This is a genomic window from Kitasatospora sp. NPDC058184, assembly GCF_042883725.1.
Lineage (GTDB): Bacteria > Actinomycetota > Actinomycetes > Streptomycetales > Streptomycetaceae > Kitasatospora.
Genome location: NZ_JBHVVE010000006.1, coordinates 1 through 15,104, shown reverse-complemented (window position 1 = coordinate 15,104; position 15,104 = coordinate 1). Strand labels below are relative to the sequence as shown.

The 15,104-nt window shown below is 72.6% G+C and carries 14 protein-coding genes and 7 tRNA genes; 10 read left to right on the top strand and 11 right to left on the bottom strand.

What is annotated here, in order from left to right; all coding sequences use genetic code 11:
- Positions 1-2: 2 nt before the first annotated feature.
- Positions 3-428, bottom strand: coding sequence for a thiol-disulfide oxidoreductase DCC family protein (locus ACFVXH_RS13185; protein ID WP_387822920.1), 426 nt, complete (start codon positions 426-428; stop codon positions 3-5).
- Between the two features lie 195 nt (positions 429-623).
- Between ACFVXH_RS13185 and ACFVXH_RS13180 the strand changes: the two genes are divergently transcribed.
- Positions 624-2,270 (top strand): hypothetical protein, encoded by a 1,647-nt coding sequence (locus ACFVXH_RS13180; protein WP_079272097.1) that lies wholly within the window; start codon positions 624-626, stop codon positions 2,268-2,270.
- Between the two features lie 67 nt (positions 2,271-2,337).
- On the opposite strand, the gene ACFVXH_RS13175 is transcribed toward ACFVXH_RS13180, so the two are convergent.
- From ACFVXH_RS13175 to ACFVXH_RS13160, 4 genes are all read right to left on the bottom strand, one after another.
- Complete coding sequence (locus ACFVXH_RS13175; protein ID WP_049651438.1) at positions 2,338-2,898, bottom strand: HIT domain-containing protein; 561 nt, start codon at positions 2,896-2,898, stop codon at positions 2,338-2,340.
- Positions 2,899-3,044: 146 nt separating this feature from the next.
- Complete coding sequence (gene thrS, locus ACFVXH_RS13170; protein ID WP_380737394.1) at positions 3,045-5,024, bottom strand: threonine--tRNA ligase; 1,980 nt, start codon at positions 5,022-5,024, stop codon at positions 3,045-3,047.
- 88 nt (positions 5,025-5,112) lie between these two features.
- Entirely contained in the window at positions 5,113-6,276 is a 1,164-nt protein-coding gene (locus ACFVXH_RS13165; protein ID WP_380737392.1) for a hypothetical protein, read from the bottom strand.
- Between the two features lie 32 nt (positions 6,277-6,308).
- On the bottom strand, positions 6,309-6,863 hold the full coding sequence (locus ACFVXH_RS13160; protein ID WP_074002369.1) for a DUF4365 domain-containing protein: 555 nt from the start codon (positions 6,861-6,863) through the stop codon (positions 6,309-6,311).
- A 167-nt stretch (positions 6,864-7,030) separates the two neighbouring features.
- Here ACFVXH_RS13160 and ACFVXH_RS13155 point away from each other — a divergent pair, with 167 nt between their 5' ends.
- The gene (locus ACFVXH_RS13155; RefSeq protein WP_074002368.1) at positions 7,031-7,798 is read left to right on the top strand and encodes an exonuclease domain-containing protein; all 768 of its coding nucleotides are present in this window, start codon (positions 7,031-7,033) and stop codon (positions 7,796-7,798) included.
- 81 nt (positions 7,799-7,879) lie between these two features.
- On the opposite strand, the gene ACFVXH_RS13150 is transcribed toward ACFVXH_RS13155, so the two are convergent.
- A tRNA-Val gene (locus ACFVXH_RS13150) sits at positions 7,880-7,951 on the bottom strand.
- A 209-nt stretch (positions 7,952-8,160) separates the two neighbouring features.
- Positions 8,161-8,232, bottom strand: a tRNA-Val gene (locus ACFVXH_RS13145).
- Positions 8,233-8,846: 614 nt separating this feature from the next.
- Here ACFVXH_RS13145 and ACFVXH_RS13140 point away from each other — a divergent pair.
- Together ACFVXH_RS13140 and ACFVXH_RS13135 are read left to right on the top strand one after the other, a co-directional pair.
- Positions 8,847-9,260: an SsgA family sporulation/cell division regulator gene (locus ACFVXH_RS13140; protein WP_030056266.1), complete on the top strand. Its 414-nt coding sequence runs from the start codon at positions 8,847-8,849 to the stop codon at positions 9,258-9,260.
- A gap of 415 nt (positions 9,261-9,675) precedes the next feature.
- Entirely contained in the window at positions 9,676-10,245 is a 570-nt protein-coding gene (locus ACFVXH_RS13135) for a CGNR zinc finger domain-containing protein (RefSeq protein WP_049656188.1), read from the top strand.
- Positions 10,246-10,295: 50 nt separating this feature from the next.
- On the opposite strand, the gene ACFVXH_RS13130 is transcribed toward ACFVXH_RS13135, so the two are convergent.
- Positions 10,296-10,760 carry a hypothetical protein gene (locus ACFVXH_RS13130; protein WP_380782063.1) on the bottom strand — a complete coding sequence of 155 codons (465 nt, stop codon included), beginning with the start codon at positions 10,758-10,760 and terminating at the stop codon, positions 10,296-10,298.
- 109 nt (positions 10,761-10,869) lie between these two features.
- On the opposite strand from ACFVXH_RS13130, the gene ACFVXH_RS13125 reads away from it, so the two are divergent.
- Positions 10,870-11,370, top strand: coding sequence for a DsbA family protein (locus tag ACFVXH_RS13125; RefSeq protein ID WP_117487168.1), 501 nt, complete (start codon positions 10,870-10,872; stop codon positions 11,368-11,370).
- Between the two features lie 12 nt (positions 11,371-11,382).
- Here the strand turns inward: ACFVXH_RS13125 and ACFVXH_RS13120 are convergent, their stop codons facing one another.
- The 3 genes from ACFVXH_RS13120 to ACFVXH_RS13110 form a co-directional block, all read right to left on the bottom strand.
- The gene (locus tag ACFVXH_RS13120) at positions 11,383-12,231 is read right to left on the bottom strand and encodes a GNAT family N-acetyltransferase (RefSeq protein WP_375876749.1); all 849 of its coding nucleotides are present in this window, start codon (positions 12,229-12,231) and stop codon (positions 11,383-11,385) included.
- Between the two features lie 64 nt (positions 12,232-12,295).
- Positions 12,296-13,126 (bottom strand): aminotransferase class IV, encoded by an 831-nt coding sequence (locus ACFVXH_RS13115; RefSeq protein ID WP_380737389.1) that lies wholly within the window; start codon positions 13,124-13,126, stop codon positions 12,296-12,298.
- A 27-nt stretch (positions 13,127-13,153) separates the two neighbouring features.
- The gene (locus tag ACFVXH_RS13110; RefSeq protein ID WP_049656197.1) at positions 13,154-14,239 is read right to left on the bottom strand and encodes a chorismate-binding protein; all 1,086 of its coding nucleotides are present in this window, start codon (positions 14,237-14,239) and stop codon (positions 13,154-13,156) included.
- Positions 14,240-14,559: 320 nt separating this feature from the next.
- Between ACFVXH_RS13110 and ACFVXH_RS13105 the strand changes: the two genes are divergently transcribed.
- The 5 genes from ACFVXH_RS13105 to ACFVXH_RS13085 all read left to right on the top strand — a co-directional run bounded on the left by ACFVXH_RS13105 (position 14,560) and on the right by ACFVXH_RS13085 (position 15,081).
- Positions 14,560-14,632: transfer RNA gene (locus tag ACFVXH_RS13105), tRNA-Gly, on the top strand.
- A 40-nt stretch (positions 14,633-14,672) separates the two neighbouring features.
- Positions 14,673-14,746 (top strand) — tRNA-Cys (locus ACFVXH_RS13100).
- 34 nt (positions 14,747-14,780) lie between these two features.
- Positions 14,781-14,852 (top strand) — tRNA-Val (locus ACFVXH_RS13095).
- A 41-nt stretch (positions 14,853-14,893) separates the two neighbouring features.
- Positions 14,894-14,965: transfer RNA gene (locus tag ACFVXH_RS13090), tRNA-Val, on the top strand.
- A 44-nt stretch (positions 14,966-15,009) separates the two neighbouring features.
- Positions 15,010-15,081, top strand: a tRNA-Val gene (locus ACFVXH_RS13085).
- Positions 15,082-15,104 lie beyond the last annotated feature (23 nt).

Here is a 15,104-nt window from a genome sequence, read left to right as displayed (position 1 = left end):
GTCTACGGCCGGACGGGCTTCCGGGCCGGCAGCGCGCACGCCGCCGTACCCCCCGGCATCCGGTGCCGGTTGCGCGCCACCCAGCGGTAGACCACCCCCGCCAGCGGCCGCACCGGCGCCGCCGTCAACACCGCGCCCAGATATGCCCACGCCCCGCCGGAGCGCATCAGCAGCCGCGCAACCCCCTGCGCGCCCCCGTACACCCGGCCGGCCGGCGTCACCCAGAGCACCTCGCGCTCCGCCCGCTCCGCCGACACCTCGCCCCGCCCGCCCGCACGCCCGTCCAGCCCCGCCAGGTCCGCGAACTGGAACGGCACCGCCTCCCAGCCCCCCGAGGCCAGCGTCTGCCGCAGGTACCGCTCCGCCCAGCGCACGCAGGACGAGCAGAACGAACAGTCCCCGTCGAAGACCAGCACCGGATCCTTCACGGCCGCGCCCCTTTCGTCACTCCCACCACCCATCCTGCCCCACCGCCCCCATCCCTCCCACGGCGGGCATCGACCCGCCCGAAGCTGGGCATCATGCCCCTCAGGCCTCCGGTGACGGTACTTCAGACGATCATCCGCGCGGGGGTGCCACGGCACGGTAACCTGCCGCTGACAAGGGGAGGAGGGGACGCCACCGTGACCACACTCGACATGACCCCGGGTGCGCAGATACCCCGGACCGACACCGGGCCGCAGACCGCCATCACCCAGGGACTCTCCTCGACCGCCTACCGCGACGGCGAGATCCAGGGCTTCGTCGGCGCCGTCACCGACGCCACCGCGAAGAAGGGCCGCTTCGCGCTCTTCCGCCCCAACCTCGGCGAGGCCTTCAGCAAGGCGCTGGTCTCCCGCGCCCTGGGCGGCGCCCGCAAACCCCTCGTCCCGGCCTTCGGAGTCGACACCCGCCAGGTCGTCGAGCACTGCCTGGCCGCCGAGGAACTGCGCAACACCCGCGACCGGCAGCTCAGCACCGTCTCCATCGCCACCGGCGTGCTCTTCCTCCCCGGCACCCTGGTCTGGCTCGGCGCCTTCCAGCTCCGCGCCTGGCTCAAGCGGGACAACCCGAAGAACGCGGCCGTCTACGGCGGCATCGTGCTCGCCGCGGCCGCCGCCCTCGCCGTCCTGCTCGCCCTGCGCCCGCCGGCCACCGGCTTCATCGGCGTCTACCTGCGCGTCACCATGCTCGCGCCGGTCATCGGCTGGTACCTCGCCCGCCGGATCGTCGAGCGCTCCGCCAAGGACCTGCGCAGCCGCTGGCAGGCCCTGGTCGAGGGCAGCGCCGTCGCCGCCACCGTCGCCAAGGCCGTCCCCCGGGACGACCTCGACAAGAAGGCCGCCGACCTGCGCGACAAGCTCGGCCGCCTGGACGCCGAGCAGGAGACCAACATCCACCACTACGCCGGTCCCAAGGGCATCCTCGGCGCCGGCCGCCGCTGGGGCGAATGGCGCCTCGCCGACACCCTCCACCCCGCCGAGGGCCACGTCGACTTCCGCGCCTTCCACCCCTGGGACCTGATCCGCCGGATCTCCTCCCACCTGAAGGGCCTCGGCGTCAGCCACGTCGCCAACAGCGGCATGCCCAACGTCGCCATCAAGCAGTGGGTCGTCTTCGACATCGGCGAGGGCGCCGACGAGATCAGCCGCCCCGGCAACGCCGACATGGACGGCGACCGGATGCGCGACTTCGCCGTCCAGAGCGTCGCCGACAAGCAGACCTTCTCCGGCGGCCCCCGGCACTACCTCGCCACCCAGTTCATCACCCACGACGGCAAGCTGGTCCTCACCTTCACCGTCACCGTCACCCTGCTCGCCAACGTCCTCAACATCACCGTGTCCGGCTACGCGCTCGGCCCGGTCAAGGGCGTCTTCTTCGACAAGCCCAAGGACAAGGAGAAGTCGGTCGCCAAGACCGTGAAGTTCTGGGAGGAGCGCACCGTCAAGCTCCCCCTGATCGACAACGACGAGGTCGTCCGCCAGGCCGTCCGCGCCCCGTTCTACCGGATGCCCGGGCTGCTCACCTGGCTCGGCGGCGGACTCGGCCTGCCCGAGCCGTTCGGGCTGCGGCACATCTGGGCCGGCCGGGCCTGGGAGAACCGTTCCATGGTCGACAACGCCCAGAACGCCTCCGTCCCGGTGCTCGCCGCCGTCCACGCGGCCACCCTGGAGTTCCTGGAGGAGCACGACCTGGACGCCGACCGCTTCTTCAAGAACCGCACCTCGATCATCAAGTCCGAGGCGCAGAGCCCCCGCCCGTACGACGTCGACACCTTCAACGCCGGCTGACCCGCGGAACGCGGAAGGGCCCCACCGGGATCTCTTCGGTGGGGCCCTCTTGCGCTCGTGCTGTGGATCAGCCCTGCGGCCAGACCTCGGCCAGCATCTTCCGGGTGTCCGCCAGCAGCTGCGGCAGCACCTTGGTGTGGCCGACCACCGGCATGAAGTTGGTGTCCCCGCCCCAGCGCGGCACCACGTGCTGGTGCAGGTGCGCCGCGATCCCGGCCCCGGCCGCCGCGCCCTGGTTCATCCCGATGTTGAACCCGTGCGCCCCGGAGGCCGCCCGCAGCGCCGTCATCGCCTTCTTGGTGAAGTCCGCCAGCTCGGCCGTCTCGGCCTCGTCCAGGTCCGTGTAGTCGGCGACGTGCCGGTACGGGACCACCATCAGGTGCCCGCCGTTGTACGGGTACAGGTTCAGCACCGCGAACACGGCACTCCCCCGGGCGATGACCAGCCCCTCCTCGTCGCTCAGCGACGGGATCGAGCAGAACGGACAACCGTCGTCCGGAGCCGGGCCGGTGGGCTTGTTCTCACCCTGGATGTACGCCATCCGATGAGGCGTCCACAAGCGGCGGAAGCCGTCCGGCTCGCCGACGCCCCGCTGAAGTTCCGGCTCAGTCGTCATGCTGATCAGCATATTCGCCCGACAGGGCTTGCAAAGCCGCGCGGGGCAGACTCATCGAGAGCCTGCCCCGCGCAACCCCGCGAACGCGGGGCCTACGGCACCTTCCTCCGGTGCGCGTTCCGAATTTTCGGATCACCCCCGCTCAGGCGGGGCCCACCTCACACCTGGATACGACGCGCCACAGCATCAACGATCTCGGCGATGGCCTCGTCACGGGGCACGCCGTTCTTCTGCTCGCCGTTGCGGTAGCGGAAGGACACCGCACCCGCCTCGACATCGTCGTTGCCCGCGATCAGCATGAACGGCGTCTTGGTCTTCTGTGCGTTGCGGATTTTCTTCTGCATGCGGTCGTCCGAGGTGTCGACCTCGACCCGGATCCCGTGCTTCTTGAGCTCGGCCGCGACCTCCAGCAGGTACGGCACGTGCTCGTCGGTGATCGGGATGCCGGTCACGGTGACGGGAGCCAGCCACGGCGGCATGGCGCCGGCGTAGTGCTCCAGCAGCACCGCGAAGAACCGCTCGATGCTGCCGAACAGCGCCCGGTGGATCATGACCGGCCGCTGACGCGAGCCGTCCGCCGCCGTGTACTCCAGGTCGAAGCGCTCGGGGAGGTTGAAATCCAACTGAATTGTCGACATCTGCCACGTCCGGCCGATGGCGTCCCGTGCCTGCACCGAGATCTTCGGGCCGTAGAAGGCCGCGCCGCCCGGGTCCGGCACCAGCGGCAGGCCCTGCTTCTCGGCCACGCTCGCCAGGACGGCGGTGGCCTCCTCCCAGGTCTCGTCGCTGCCGACGTACTTGACCGGGTCCTTGGTCGACAGCTCCAGGTAGAAGTCGGTCAGACCGTAGTCGCGGAGCAGGTTGAGCACGAAGGTCAGCGTGGAGTCGAGCTCCTCCGCCATCTGCTCGCGGGTGCAGTAGATGTGCGCGTCGTCCTGCGTGAAGCCGCGGGCACGGGTCAGGCCGTGCACGACGCCGGACTTCTCGTAGCGGTACACCGTCCCGAACTCGAAGAGGCGCAGCGGCAGTTCACGGTACGAGCGGCCGCGCGCGTCGAAGATCAGGTTGTGCATCGGGCAGTTCATCGGCTTGAGGTAGTAGTCCACGCCCTCGTCGAGCTGCATGGGCGGGTACATACCGTCCGCGTACCAGTCGAGGTGGCCGCTCTTCTCGAAGAGCTTCCCCTTGGTGGCGTGCGGGGTGTAGACGAACTCGTAGCCCTCCTCCTCGTGCCGCTTGCGCGAGTAGTCCTCCATGGCCCGGCGGATGATGCCGCCCTTGGGGTGGAAGACGGCGAGGCCGGAGCCGATCTCCTCGGGGATGGAGAAGAGGTCGAGCTCGTTGCCGAGCTTGCGGTGGTCGCGCTTCTCGGCCTCGACGAGGAAGTCGAGGTGGGCCTTGAGCTCGTCCTTGGTCGGCCAGGCGGTCCCGTAGATGCGCTGGAGCATCGGGTTCTTCTCGCTGCCGCGCCAGTAGGCGGCCGCGTTGCGCATCAGCTTGAACGCCGGGATGTGGCGGGTGCTGGGCAGGTGCGGGCCGCGGCAGAGGTCGCCCCAGCACTGCTCGCCGGTCTTGGCGTCCAGGTTGTCGTAGATGGTGAGCTCGCCGGCGCCCACCTCGACGTCGGCGCCCTCGCCGGCGGTGGCGGCGGAGCCCTTGAGGCCGATCAGCTCCAGCTTGTACGGCTCGGCGGCCAGCTCCTCGGCGGCGGCCTCGTCGGTGACCACGCGGCGGGAGAACTTCTGCCCGCGCTTGATGATCTCCTGCATGCGCTTCTCGATGGCCTTGAGGTCATCGGGGTGGAAGGGCTTCTCGACGTCGAAGTCGTAGTAGAAGCCGTCCTTGACCGGCGGGCCGATGCCGAGCTTGGCCTCGGGGTAGAGCTGCTGCACGGCCTGGGCCATGACGTGCGCGGTGGAGTGGCGCAGGATGTCGAGGCCGTCCTTGCTGCCGATCTCGACCGGCTCGACCTCGTCGCCGTCCTGGACGGCGTAGGCGAGGTCCTTGAGCTGGCCGCCGACGCGGGCGGCGATGATCGAGCGGTCGTCGGCGAAGAGCTCGGCGGCCGTGGTGCCCGTCGTCACCACGCGCTCTTCCCGATCGGGTTCGCGGCTGATGATTACCCGGACGTCCGTCACCGGTCTCTCCTGACGTGCTGGATTTCAGAGGACGCAACACTGCGCTGCGCGTGACGATGGTACCGAGAGCGCCGCCCCTGCCGTCCACCTACGCCCCTTCTCCCCCTTCCTCCGTCTTCTCTCCGAGCGACTTCAGCAGCCGCTCGCGGTCCCCGTCCTCCCAGCCGCGGAGCTCCAGTCCGTGCGGGCGGACGAGCCGGCGGAAGCCGTCGTGCCGGTCCAGCCGGCCGGAGACCCGGACGGGCAGGCCCGCGAGGTGGGCCTCGGCGGCGAGCCGGTAGTCGGGGTCGGGCAGGCGGAGCTTGAGCTCCCGGACGTCGGCGCCGGTCAGCACCCGGAGCCGTACCGAGCCCGGTCCGGCCGGGTCGGCGCGCTTGAGGCGGGTGACCACGCCGAGCACGGTGACGGCGATGGCGGGTTCGGTCCGTTCCAGCAGGTCGGCGGCCTCCGCCAGGGCGGGCAGGTCGCCGGGCGAGAAGTCGAGGTCGATCCGGCGGTCGCCGAAGCCGCCCGGCGTCCCGGCGGCGGGTGACCAGGCGACACTGAGCCGGGCGGCCGTGGCGTCGCGCACCAGGTCCTCGACGGACCGGACGAGCTCGCGGCTGACCCCGGCCCGGACGGCGTTCCCGAAGGCCTCGGGCCCGCCGCTGACCCGGCGGTAGTCGACCGCGTCGCGCAGCGCCTCCAGGGCCCGGACCAGGGTGGTGACGGCGGCGCGGCCCTCGGGGGCGGGGGTGTACGCGGTGAGGGCGGCGCCCTGTTCGACCAGCAGGACGCGGTCCAGGTAGTCCCCGGCGAGGCCGTCCAGCCGGGCTCCGAAGTAGCCGGCCCTGGTGCGGGCGGCCTTGGCGCCGGCGGCGAGCATCCCTCGGGCCGCCCCTCTGAGCCGCTCGGCCTCGTCCCAGGAAACGGTCCCGGCGGGCCCGGGCGGCTCGCGGTGCCAGCGCAGTTCGTCGCCGGGGACGGCCAGGGCGAGCAGGATCGAGCGGGCGGAGGGGGTACGGGCGCGGGAGAGCGCGGCGACGGCGTCGGTGAGGAGTTCGACGGCGTCGTCGAAGCCGTCCCCGGCCGGGACGAGCAGGCTGGTGCCGGGCTCCTCGTCGGGCGGGGTCCAGCGTCCGTACCGGGCGGCCGGGCCGCCGCGGCGGACCCAGCCGTGCCGGGCGAGCAGGGTGGCCAGCACGGCGGGGTCGACGGCGGCCGGGTCGGGCAGGGGCCGGGCCGGCTCGCCCGGTGGGTACGGCGGTGTCATGGGTCCGGTTCCTCCCTGCCGCGGCCGGGCCGTCACGGGCTGCCGCCCGCGCCGATCCGGGCCATGATGTCGCAGAGCGCGCGGTCGTCGAAGACCTTGTCGGTGGGCACCCGGACGTTGGTGCGCCGCTGCCCGGTGACGGGGTGGCCGGCCAGGTTGACCCAGTAGCAGCAGTGCCGCAGTTCCAGGGCGTCCGGGCGGGCCCGCAGCCAGTGGTCGACCCGGCGCGGGAGCAGCATCACGACCAGGATCCGCGGTACGGCGACCCGGGGCCGGGCGAGCTTGCGCAGGTGGTCGTTGTCCAGGGTGAAGCTGAAGAACGGTCCGGCCGGGTCGGGCGCGACCTGCTGGGTGGCCTTGAGCTGGATCTTGATGGTGACCTCGTCGTCCACCTCGTGCGCCCGGGAGCCGTGGCTGACGTGCCAGTCGATGCCGTTGTCCGGGAACGGCTGGGAGAGCGAGCAGCCGGCCGCGGCGGCGACCGCGTGCAGGTAGCCGACCTGCAACGTCTCCATGCAGGCGGTGACCGCGAGGTTCCCCCGCGGTGCGGCCGCCGCCTCCTCGGGCTGCGGCTGGGTCAGTGCCATCGCCCCGTGGCCTCCCCCGGCTCGGGCCCGTCCCGGTGTCCGGACGGGTCGGTCGATTCGATCGGGACAGTCATGGGCAGGATCCCCGGTCGGGCTTGGGCCAAACGGGTTGAAGGGGCGTCAGAACCGGGTATCAACCGGGCGCAACGCTCGTCTGAGGGGCAGTCATGCAGCAGCACTGGTACACCGGCCCGCTCGCCTCCTTCGACACCGAGACGACCGGCGTGGACGTGGAGAACGACCGGATCGTCTCCGCCGCCCTGGTCGTCCAGCTCGCGCCGGGCGCACCGGCGCGGACCACCACCTGGCTCGCCGATCCGGGGGTTCCGATCCCGGACGGCGCCCGCGCGGTGCACGGCATCACCGACGAGCGGGTGCGCGCCCACGGGCGTCCGGCCCGCGCGGTGGTGGCGGAGGTCGCCCACGCGCTGGCGGCCGAGGCGCTGGCCGGGCATCCGGTGGTGGTGATGAACGCGCCCTACGACCTGACGCTGCTGGACCGGGAGCTGCGCCGTCATCACGGGCTGACGCTGGCCGGGGGGCCGGCGGCGGCCGGGCTGGTGGTGCTGGATCCGCGGGTGCTGGACAAGCACGTGGACCGCTACCGCAAGGGCCGCCGGACGCTGACCGACCTGTGCGCCCACTACGGCGTGGAGCTGGCCGGGGCGCACGACGCGGCGGCGGACGCGGCGGCGGCGCTGGCGCTGACCCGGCGGATCGGCGCCCGCTACCCGGCGGCGCTGGGCGGGCTGTCGGCGGCGGAGCTGCACCTGCGGCAGGCGGTCTGGCACGCGGCGCAGGCGCGGGGGCTGCAGAACTGGTTCGACCGCTCGGGGAAGGCGGAGCGGGTGGACCTGTCCTGGCCGCTGCGGCCGGCCCGGTGCGGCTGCGGGCGCCGACTGGAGCCGGAGCACGGCTGCGAGGCGGCGGCGTAGACGGGCGGCCCCGGTGTCCCGGGCCCGAACGCGCCGCAGGCCCTGACCTGTTTCCTGGTCAGGGCCTGCGTGCTGTCCGGGTGGGCGATACTGGGATCGAACCAGTGACCCCTTCGGTGTGAACGAAGTGCTCTCCCGCTGAGCTAATCGCCCGGGCAACGAGAAGAACTGTAGCACCATTCGGGGCCGGTCGTACAACTCGCCCGTTCCGGGTACTGCCGACACCTCCGCAGAACTCGCGCCCCACGCGGAAGATGACTGTGCCTCAGGCGATTACCGACGGCTCTTCGGGCGGATTCCGGAAATACACGTGAGGCCCAGCCGATAATCGGCTGGGCCTCACGTATCACTGTGCATTCCGGTGGGCGATACTGGGATCGAACCAGTGACCCCTTCGGTGTGAACGAAGTGCTCTCCCGCTGAGCTAATCGCCCGGGTGCAGAGAAAACATTACCGCATCCCAGAGGGTGCTCCGACCACCCTCCCCGCCCGCGACCCCGCTCCCGGTCGCCCCCCGGGCTCCCGTCCGGCCGCCCCGGTTCGCGGCGGCGCACCCGCGGGTCACGGCCCGCCGGGCGGCCTCCGTGACCTCGCGGCGGATCCGGTGCGGGGCCGGGCCCGGTCGGTCGGGCCCCGCACCCAGGAAGATCACCAGCCGGGCGGCGGCGCGACCGGTCCGAGCGCACCCCCGCGGGGCCAGCCGGGGAGATCACCACCCGCCGGACCGGGTGCGGCGGACGCCGGCCGGGGCCCGTCAACCGGTCGCCCGTCCGCCGTCGACGACTGCGTCAACCGCCACAGCCGCTTCACCCGTTCCCGTGTTCCCGCGCCTCTTGTCGTTTCGCACAGTCATGCCAGGAAACTAACCAAGTAGCGCCCGGGTAATGCCCGGCCCGGCCGCTGCGGGGCGATTCCGCAATGCGCCGTAAGGGGTACGACTCGCGCCCGAATCGGGACAGAGGGGTTTACATCGGTCTTGGGGGTGGGATGGTCCGTTCGCCGACGTGCGATTCCCCGAGCGCACACTGAGCGAAAGGCCATGGCGCTTATGAACACCACGGTCAGCTGCGAGCTGCACCTGCGCCTCATCGTGTCCAGCGAGTCCTCACTGCCCGTCCCCGCGGGCCTGCGCTATGACACCGCCGACCCCTACGCCGTGCACGCCACGTTCCACACGGGCGCCGACGAGACCGTGGAGTGGGTGTTCGCCCGAGATCTCCTCGCGGAGGGGCTGCACCGACCCACCGGTACCGGCGACGTCCGGGTGTGGCCGTCCCGCAGTCACGGGCAAGGGGTGGTCTGCATCGCACTGAGCTCTCCGGAAGGAGAAGCCCTGCTGGAGGCCCCGGCCCGAGCGCTTGAGTCGTTCCTCAAGCGGACGGACGCCGCGGTGCCCCCCGGCACCGAACACCGTCACTTCGACCTCGACCGGGAGCTGTCCCACATCCTCGCCGAAAGCTGACCCCGTCCGGAGGGCGGTCACGCCCCGCTGTCGGCGGGGCCATACCGCCTGCCGCCATCGCAGCCGTCCTACTCGGGGGCACGGCAGCGGACTCAGCCGCGCACGACGCGGTCTCGGGGCCGGTGAGGCGGTCCCGCTCCCCCGGAGCGGGCCCCAGCACCGCAGGCGCCCGGCACCGAGGCCGGTCATCCTCACGGGTGGCCGGCCTCGGTGCCGGGCGCCGACGTCTTCCGGCGGCCCTACGGACGGTGCCCCGGGGGCCGTCCGGCCGGGCGGTGTCCGGTTTCGGACGCCTTGCCGGACTGCGCACACATCTTCGAAAGAAGGCACCGCCCTACCGGTACGAGGCCCGGTATGGTCTGGGGTAACCGCGGACGCGGGGTATCGGAGTCCCCCTGCGCGAGGAGCCCCCAACGTGCTGATCACCCATGACACCGAGTGCGCGCTGAGCCTCCTCGTGGAGCTGCTCAACACCGCGCCCGAGGTGTGCGGCGCCGAGCGGCTGCCGGACGTCGCCGCACTGGACGCCTTCGTGGTCCGCCAGGAGATCAGCGAGATCGACTCGCTGACCGAGGACGACCTGCGGCGGGTGCACGAGCTGCGCACCCGGCTGCGCGAGGTGTTCGCGACGGAGTCCACCGCGGAGGCCGCCGAGCTGGTCAACTCGATGGTCGCGGCCGCCGGGACGACGCCCCGGCTGACCAACCACGACGGCCACGACTGGCACATCCACTACTTCGCGCCGCACGCCGCGCTCGGCGACCACCTGGCGGCCGAGCTGGGCATGGCGCTGGCCTTCATCCTCATGGCGGGCGAGCGGGAGCGGCTGCGCCGCTGCGAGGCGCCGGACTGCGCGCGGGTCTTCGTGGACCTCTCCCGGAACCGCTCGCGGCGCTACTGCGACAGCCGTACCTGCGGCAACCGGCTGCACGTCGCCGCCTACCGGGCGCGGCAGCGGTCGGCGGAGGCCGTTCCCTCCGCCTGACCGCCCGGGTCCGCTCGGTCCGCCTGGCCCGCCGGATCCACCCGTCCCGCTCAGATCCCGCGCTTGCGGAGGATCTCCTCGATGTCGGCGAAGTCGCCGAGGCCGTCCTCCCGCTTGCCCGCGGCCGGCTTCTTCGCGGCCTTGGGGGCCGGCGCCGCCACCGCCGGGCGCTCGGGCGCCGGGCCGGCCGCGGCCGGGCGCTCCGGGGTGCTCTCCACCGCCGTACCGCCCCGGCGGCCCACCCAGCGGGTGGTGACCAGCAGGACCGCGGAGACGCCGAGCAGGGCGATGCCGGTCCAGACCCGCGGGTCGAAGACCAGCCTGGTCGCCCAGTCGGCGAACTCCCGGGCGATCGTGCTCGCCAGCGGGAACAGGCCGGTGAGGTAGAGCCCGGCGGGCAGCAGGGCCACCGCGAACCAGCGGGTCGCCGACAGGAAGCGCCGCCGGTAGGCCCGCAGCCCCGCGAAGGCCACTCCGCCCGCCGTGAGGATGAAGCTGATCGCCGCGCTCAGCACGGGGCCGCTCCTTCGTGTCCGGTCGTCCTGGTCATCGGTGCCTTCCTCTCGGTCCGCCTCGGGCGCACCTCCGGCCGGAGCGGGCGCCCACTAGTGGAACACTGAGGGAATGATCGATGGTTCCCTCCCCCGCCTCGAGTTCTGGTGCGACCTCCAGTGCCCGGACTGCCACACCGCGCTGGACGACGTACGGGCGCTGCGCGCGCAGTACGGCGACGCGCTGCCGCTGGAGGTGCGGCACTTCCCGCTGGAGAAGCACAAGCACGCCTACGCCGCCGCGGAGGCGGCCGAGGAGGCGTTCGCGCAGGGGCTGGGCTGGCCCTTCGTGGAGGCCCTGCTGGCCCGCACCGCGGAGCTGGACGCGCGCGGGCAGCAGGTGCTGCTGGAGGTGGCCCGGGAGGTCGGGGCCGACGTCGAGGAGGTCGACACCGCGCTGGTCGACGGCCGGCACATGCTGACCGTCGACGCCGACCAGGCCGAGGGCAAGGCGATCGGGGTCACGGGCACGCCGACGTACGTGATCGGCGGGAAGCGCCTCGACGGCGGGCAGAGCCAGGACGGGCTGCGCGAGCGGATCGTGGCCGTCCTCGAGGCGGCGAAGTCCTCCTGACCGCACGCCCGGTCACAGCTGCTTGCCGTAGACGCGCTCGGTGACCCGGTAGCCGAGCGAGGTGTAGAGCCGGATGGCGACCTCGTTGCCGGCGAAGACGTTGAGGCCGAGGTGCCGCACCCCGGCGGCCAGGCACTCGCGTTCGGCGAGCAGCATCAGCGTGCGTCCGTGTCCCTGGCCCTGATGGGCCGGGGACACCTCGACCTTCATCACCCAGGCGAGCGGTTCGCCGTCCGGCTGGTCGCGCAGGCGCGGCTGCAGCCAGAGCAGGCCGTACGGGCCCTCCCCGCCGTCGGCGCCGTACAGGCGGCGCACGACCATGCCGGGGGCCTCCGGGTCCGGCGGGGGCGGGCTCTGCGGCCCGGCGGCCATGCGGGCGCGGGCCTGTTCCTCGGTGAGTCCGGAACCGACCATCATGCGGACGTAGTCGTCCGCGGACTCCTCGTACCAGGCCCGGAGTTCGGCCGGGTCGTCGAAGGGGCGCGCGCTCAGCCCGACGGGCAGCTCGGGGGCGTCGACCAGCGGCTTGGACATGGCCAGGGCCCGCTCGGTGTAGCCGAGGGTCGCGGCGAGCCCCCGGGCCGCCGCGGCCGACTCCGGGACGGCGACGTCGACCCGGGTGCAGCCCCAGGTGCGCAGCACCTCCTCGGCGGCCAGCCCGCCGAAGGTGCCGCGGCCCCGGCCCCGGCCCTCGGTGACTTCCAACTCGGATATTCTCCCGAAGAGTTGACCGCCCTGCGGGTCGGCGGTGGTGCGCACCGCGCCGACCGGGCGGCCGTTGGAGAGGATCAGCCAGCGTCTGGTGCGGCCGCCGGCCGCGGTGGGTGTCTCCGGGCCCTCGGGGCGCAGCGTGGTGGTCATGTGGTGGTCCCTTCCCGTTGCGGGGGAGGTTATCCACGCGGTCGGCCTGCTCCCCGGCCGGGGATCACGGGTCGAGGTCGTCGCCGCTGCGCTCGGCGAAGACGGCCATGGCCTTGGCGGTGACGGGGCCGATGCCGGGCAGTTCGCGGTCGTCGACCCGGGTGACGGCCTGGACGTCGCGGGTGGTGGAGGTCAGGAAGACCTCCTCGGCGTCCTGGAGGGCGGTGAGCGGGAGGTCGGCCTCCTCGGCGCCGCACCAGTCGATGACGAGCCGCCGGGTGATGCCGGCCAGGCAGCCGGAGGCGAGGGCGGGGGTGAGCAGGCGGCCGCCGAGGACCACGAAGACGTTGGAGCCGGTGCCCTCGCAGAGCAGGCCGGCGGTGTTGGCGAACAGGGCCTCGGAGGCGCCGGCGCGGTGGGCGGCGGCCAGGGCGACGACGTTCTCGGCGTACGAGGTGGTCTTGAGGCCGGCGACGGCGCTGTGCTCGTTGCGGCGCCAGGGGACGACGGCGACGGCGGTCTCGTCGGGGCGGTGGCCGATCGCGCTGAGGGCGACGACCAGGGTGGGGCCGGTGGTGCCGCGCTCGGAGCTGAGCGGGCCGTTGCCGCCGGTGTAGGTGATGCGCAGCCGGCCGAGCGGTGCGGGGTTGGCGGCGAGGACCTGGTCGCAGGCCTCGCGGACCAGGTCGTGGTCGGGGTCGGCCAGGCCGAGGCCGCGGGCGGAGCGGGTGAGCCGGTCGAGGTGGCGGGTGACCGCGAAGGCCCGGCCGTCGACCGTCTTCAGGGTCTCGAAGACGCCGTCGCCGGTGGTGAGGCCGTGGTCGAGGACCGAGACGGTCGCGTCGGCGGAGTCGACGAGGGCCCCGTTGACCCAGCTCGTGGTGCGGTTGTGCATCGGGTGCTGCTCCTAGGCGGTGGGGGCTCAGGCCCCGGTCGGGTCGGATCCGCTGCCGGACTCGCCACCGGGTTCGCCGCCCGACGCTATCGCGACCAGGCGGGCTGCCTTCAGTTCGGTTTCGGCCCATTCGCGTTCGGGGTCGGAGCCCCAGGTGATGCCGGCGCCGGTGCCGAAGCGCAGGACGGGTGCGGCGGGGTCCGTCCGGTCGATCCAGAAGGTGCGGATGCCGACGGCGAGTTCGGCCTCGCCGCGGTCGGCGTCGACCCAGCCGACGGCGCCGCAGTACGGGCCGCGGGGGGCGGTCTCCAGGGCGTCGATGATCCGCAGGGCGCTGGACTTGGGGGCGCCGGTGACGGAGCCGGGCGGGAAGGTGGCGGCGAGGAGTTCGGGCCAGCCGGCGCCCTCGCGCAGGGTGCCCTCGACGGTGGAGACGAGGTGGACCAGGCCGGGGTGCTTCTCGACGGCGCAGAGGTCGGGGACGGTGACGGTGCCGGTCCCGCAGACCCGGCCGAGGTCGTTGCGGACCAGGTCGACGATCATCACGTTCTCGGCGTGGTCCTTGTCGAGGAGGTCGTCCTCGGTGCGGCCGGTGCCCTTGATCGGGCCGGAGGAGACGGTGCGGCCGGTGCGGCGCAGGTAGAGCTCGGGCGAGGCGGTGGCGATCTCGACGCCGTGGTCGGGCAGGCGGATGGTGCCGGCGTAGGGGGCGGGGTTGCCGTGGGCGAGGAGGCCGGTGAGGGCGTCGACGTCGCTGCGGTCCGGGTCGGGCAGTGGTGCGGAGAGCACCCGGCAGAGGTTGGCCTGGTAGACCTCGCCGGCGGCTATGTGCTCGCGGATGCGGCGGACGCCCGCGGTGTAGGCGGCGCGGTCGAGGGAGCTGTGCCAGCCGCCGGCCTCCGGTCCGCGCCAGCCGGCGCCGGAGGGCGGGGCGGGGGCGGGGCGGACCTCGTCGAAGCGGGCGCAGGTGAGGCGGCCCTCGAAGTCGTAGGCGACGGCCCAGTAGCCGGCGGAGTCCAGGGCGGCCGGGTCCGAGGTGACGTCGCGCAGTCCGGTGGCGAGGCGGCCGCCGAAGCGGGCGAGCGGGGTGCGGGGGGCGGGGTGGCCGGACACGGTTCTCCTGCGCGGTGGTGCTGGGGGGCGGTGCCTGAAGTGTAGGTCGGGGGGCGTGGGCCCAGCCCGGCTCGCGCCCCCGCGTACGAGCAGTCGCGTGCGTCGTGCGGGTGTGCGCCGGGTGGCCTGCGGATGATCGTCCGGGAGCGGCGCAGGTGGTGGCCGGTGGTCGGCCGGGAGGGCTGACGGGACGGCACTCGCCGGTCATCCCCTCGCATGCTGCGGGAACGGATTTTTAGCTGGCCCGGGAATCCGCTAGAGTTCAACACGTCGCCAGGGAGCGCAGCCGAAGAAAAGCGGTGAAGCCCCCCGGGAGACAGGCGGACGTGGCTCAGTTGGTAGAGCATCACCTTGCCAAGGTGAGGGTCGCGAGTTCGAATCTCGTCGTCCGCTCGATGGAGAACAGTGTAAGATCGTTCTTCATGTGTTGCCTGGTGGAGTGGCCGAGAGGCGAGGCAACGGCCTGCAAAGCCGTGTACACGGGTTCAAATCCCGTCTCCACCTCCAAGAGGTCCTCCCGGTTCTTCCGGGAGGCCTCCCCGCGCGATTAGCTCAGCGGGAGAGCACTACCTTGACACGGTAGGGGTCACTGGTTCAATCCCAGTATCGCGCACGTCAGGCCCCTCGGGGCTTGCTGCAGGATCGCCACATCAGGCGCGATTAGCTCAGCGGGAGAGCACTACCTTGACACGGTAGGGGTCACTGGTTCAATCCCAGTATCGCGCACAGTAACGGGCCTTCCGGGGTCTGCTGCAACACCGCCGCACCAGGCGCGATTAGCTCAGCGGGAGAGCACTACCTTGACACGGTAGGGGTCACTGGTTCAATCCCAGTATCGCGCACGTCAGGCCCCTCGGGGCTTGCT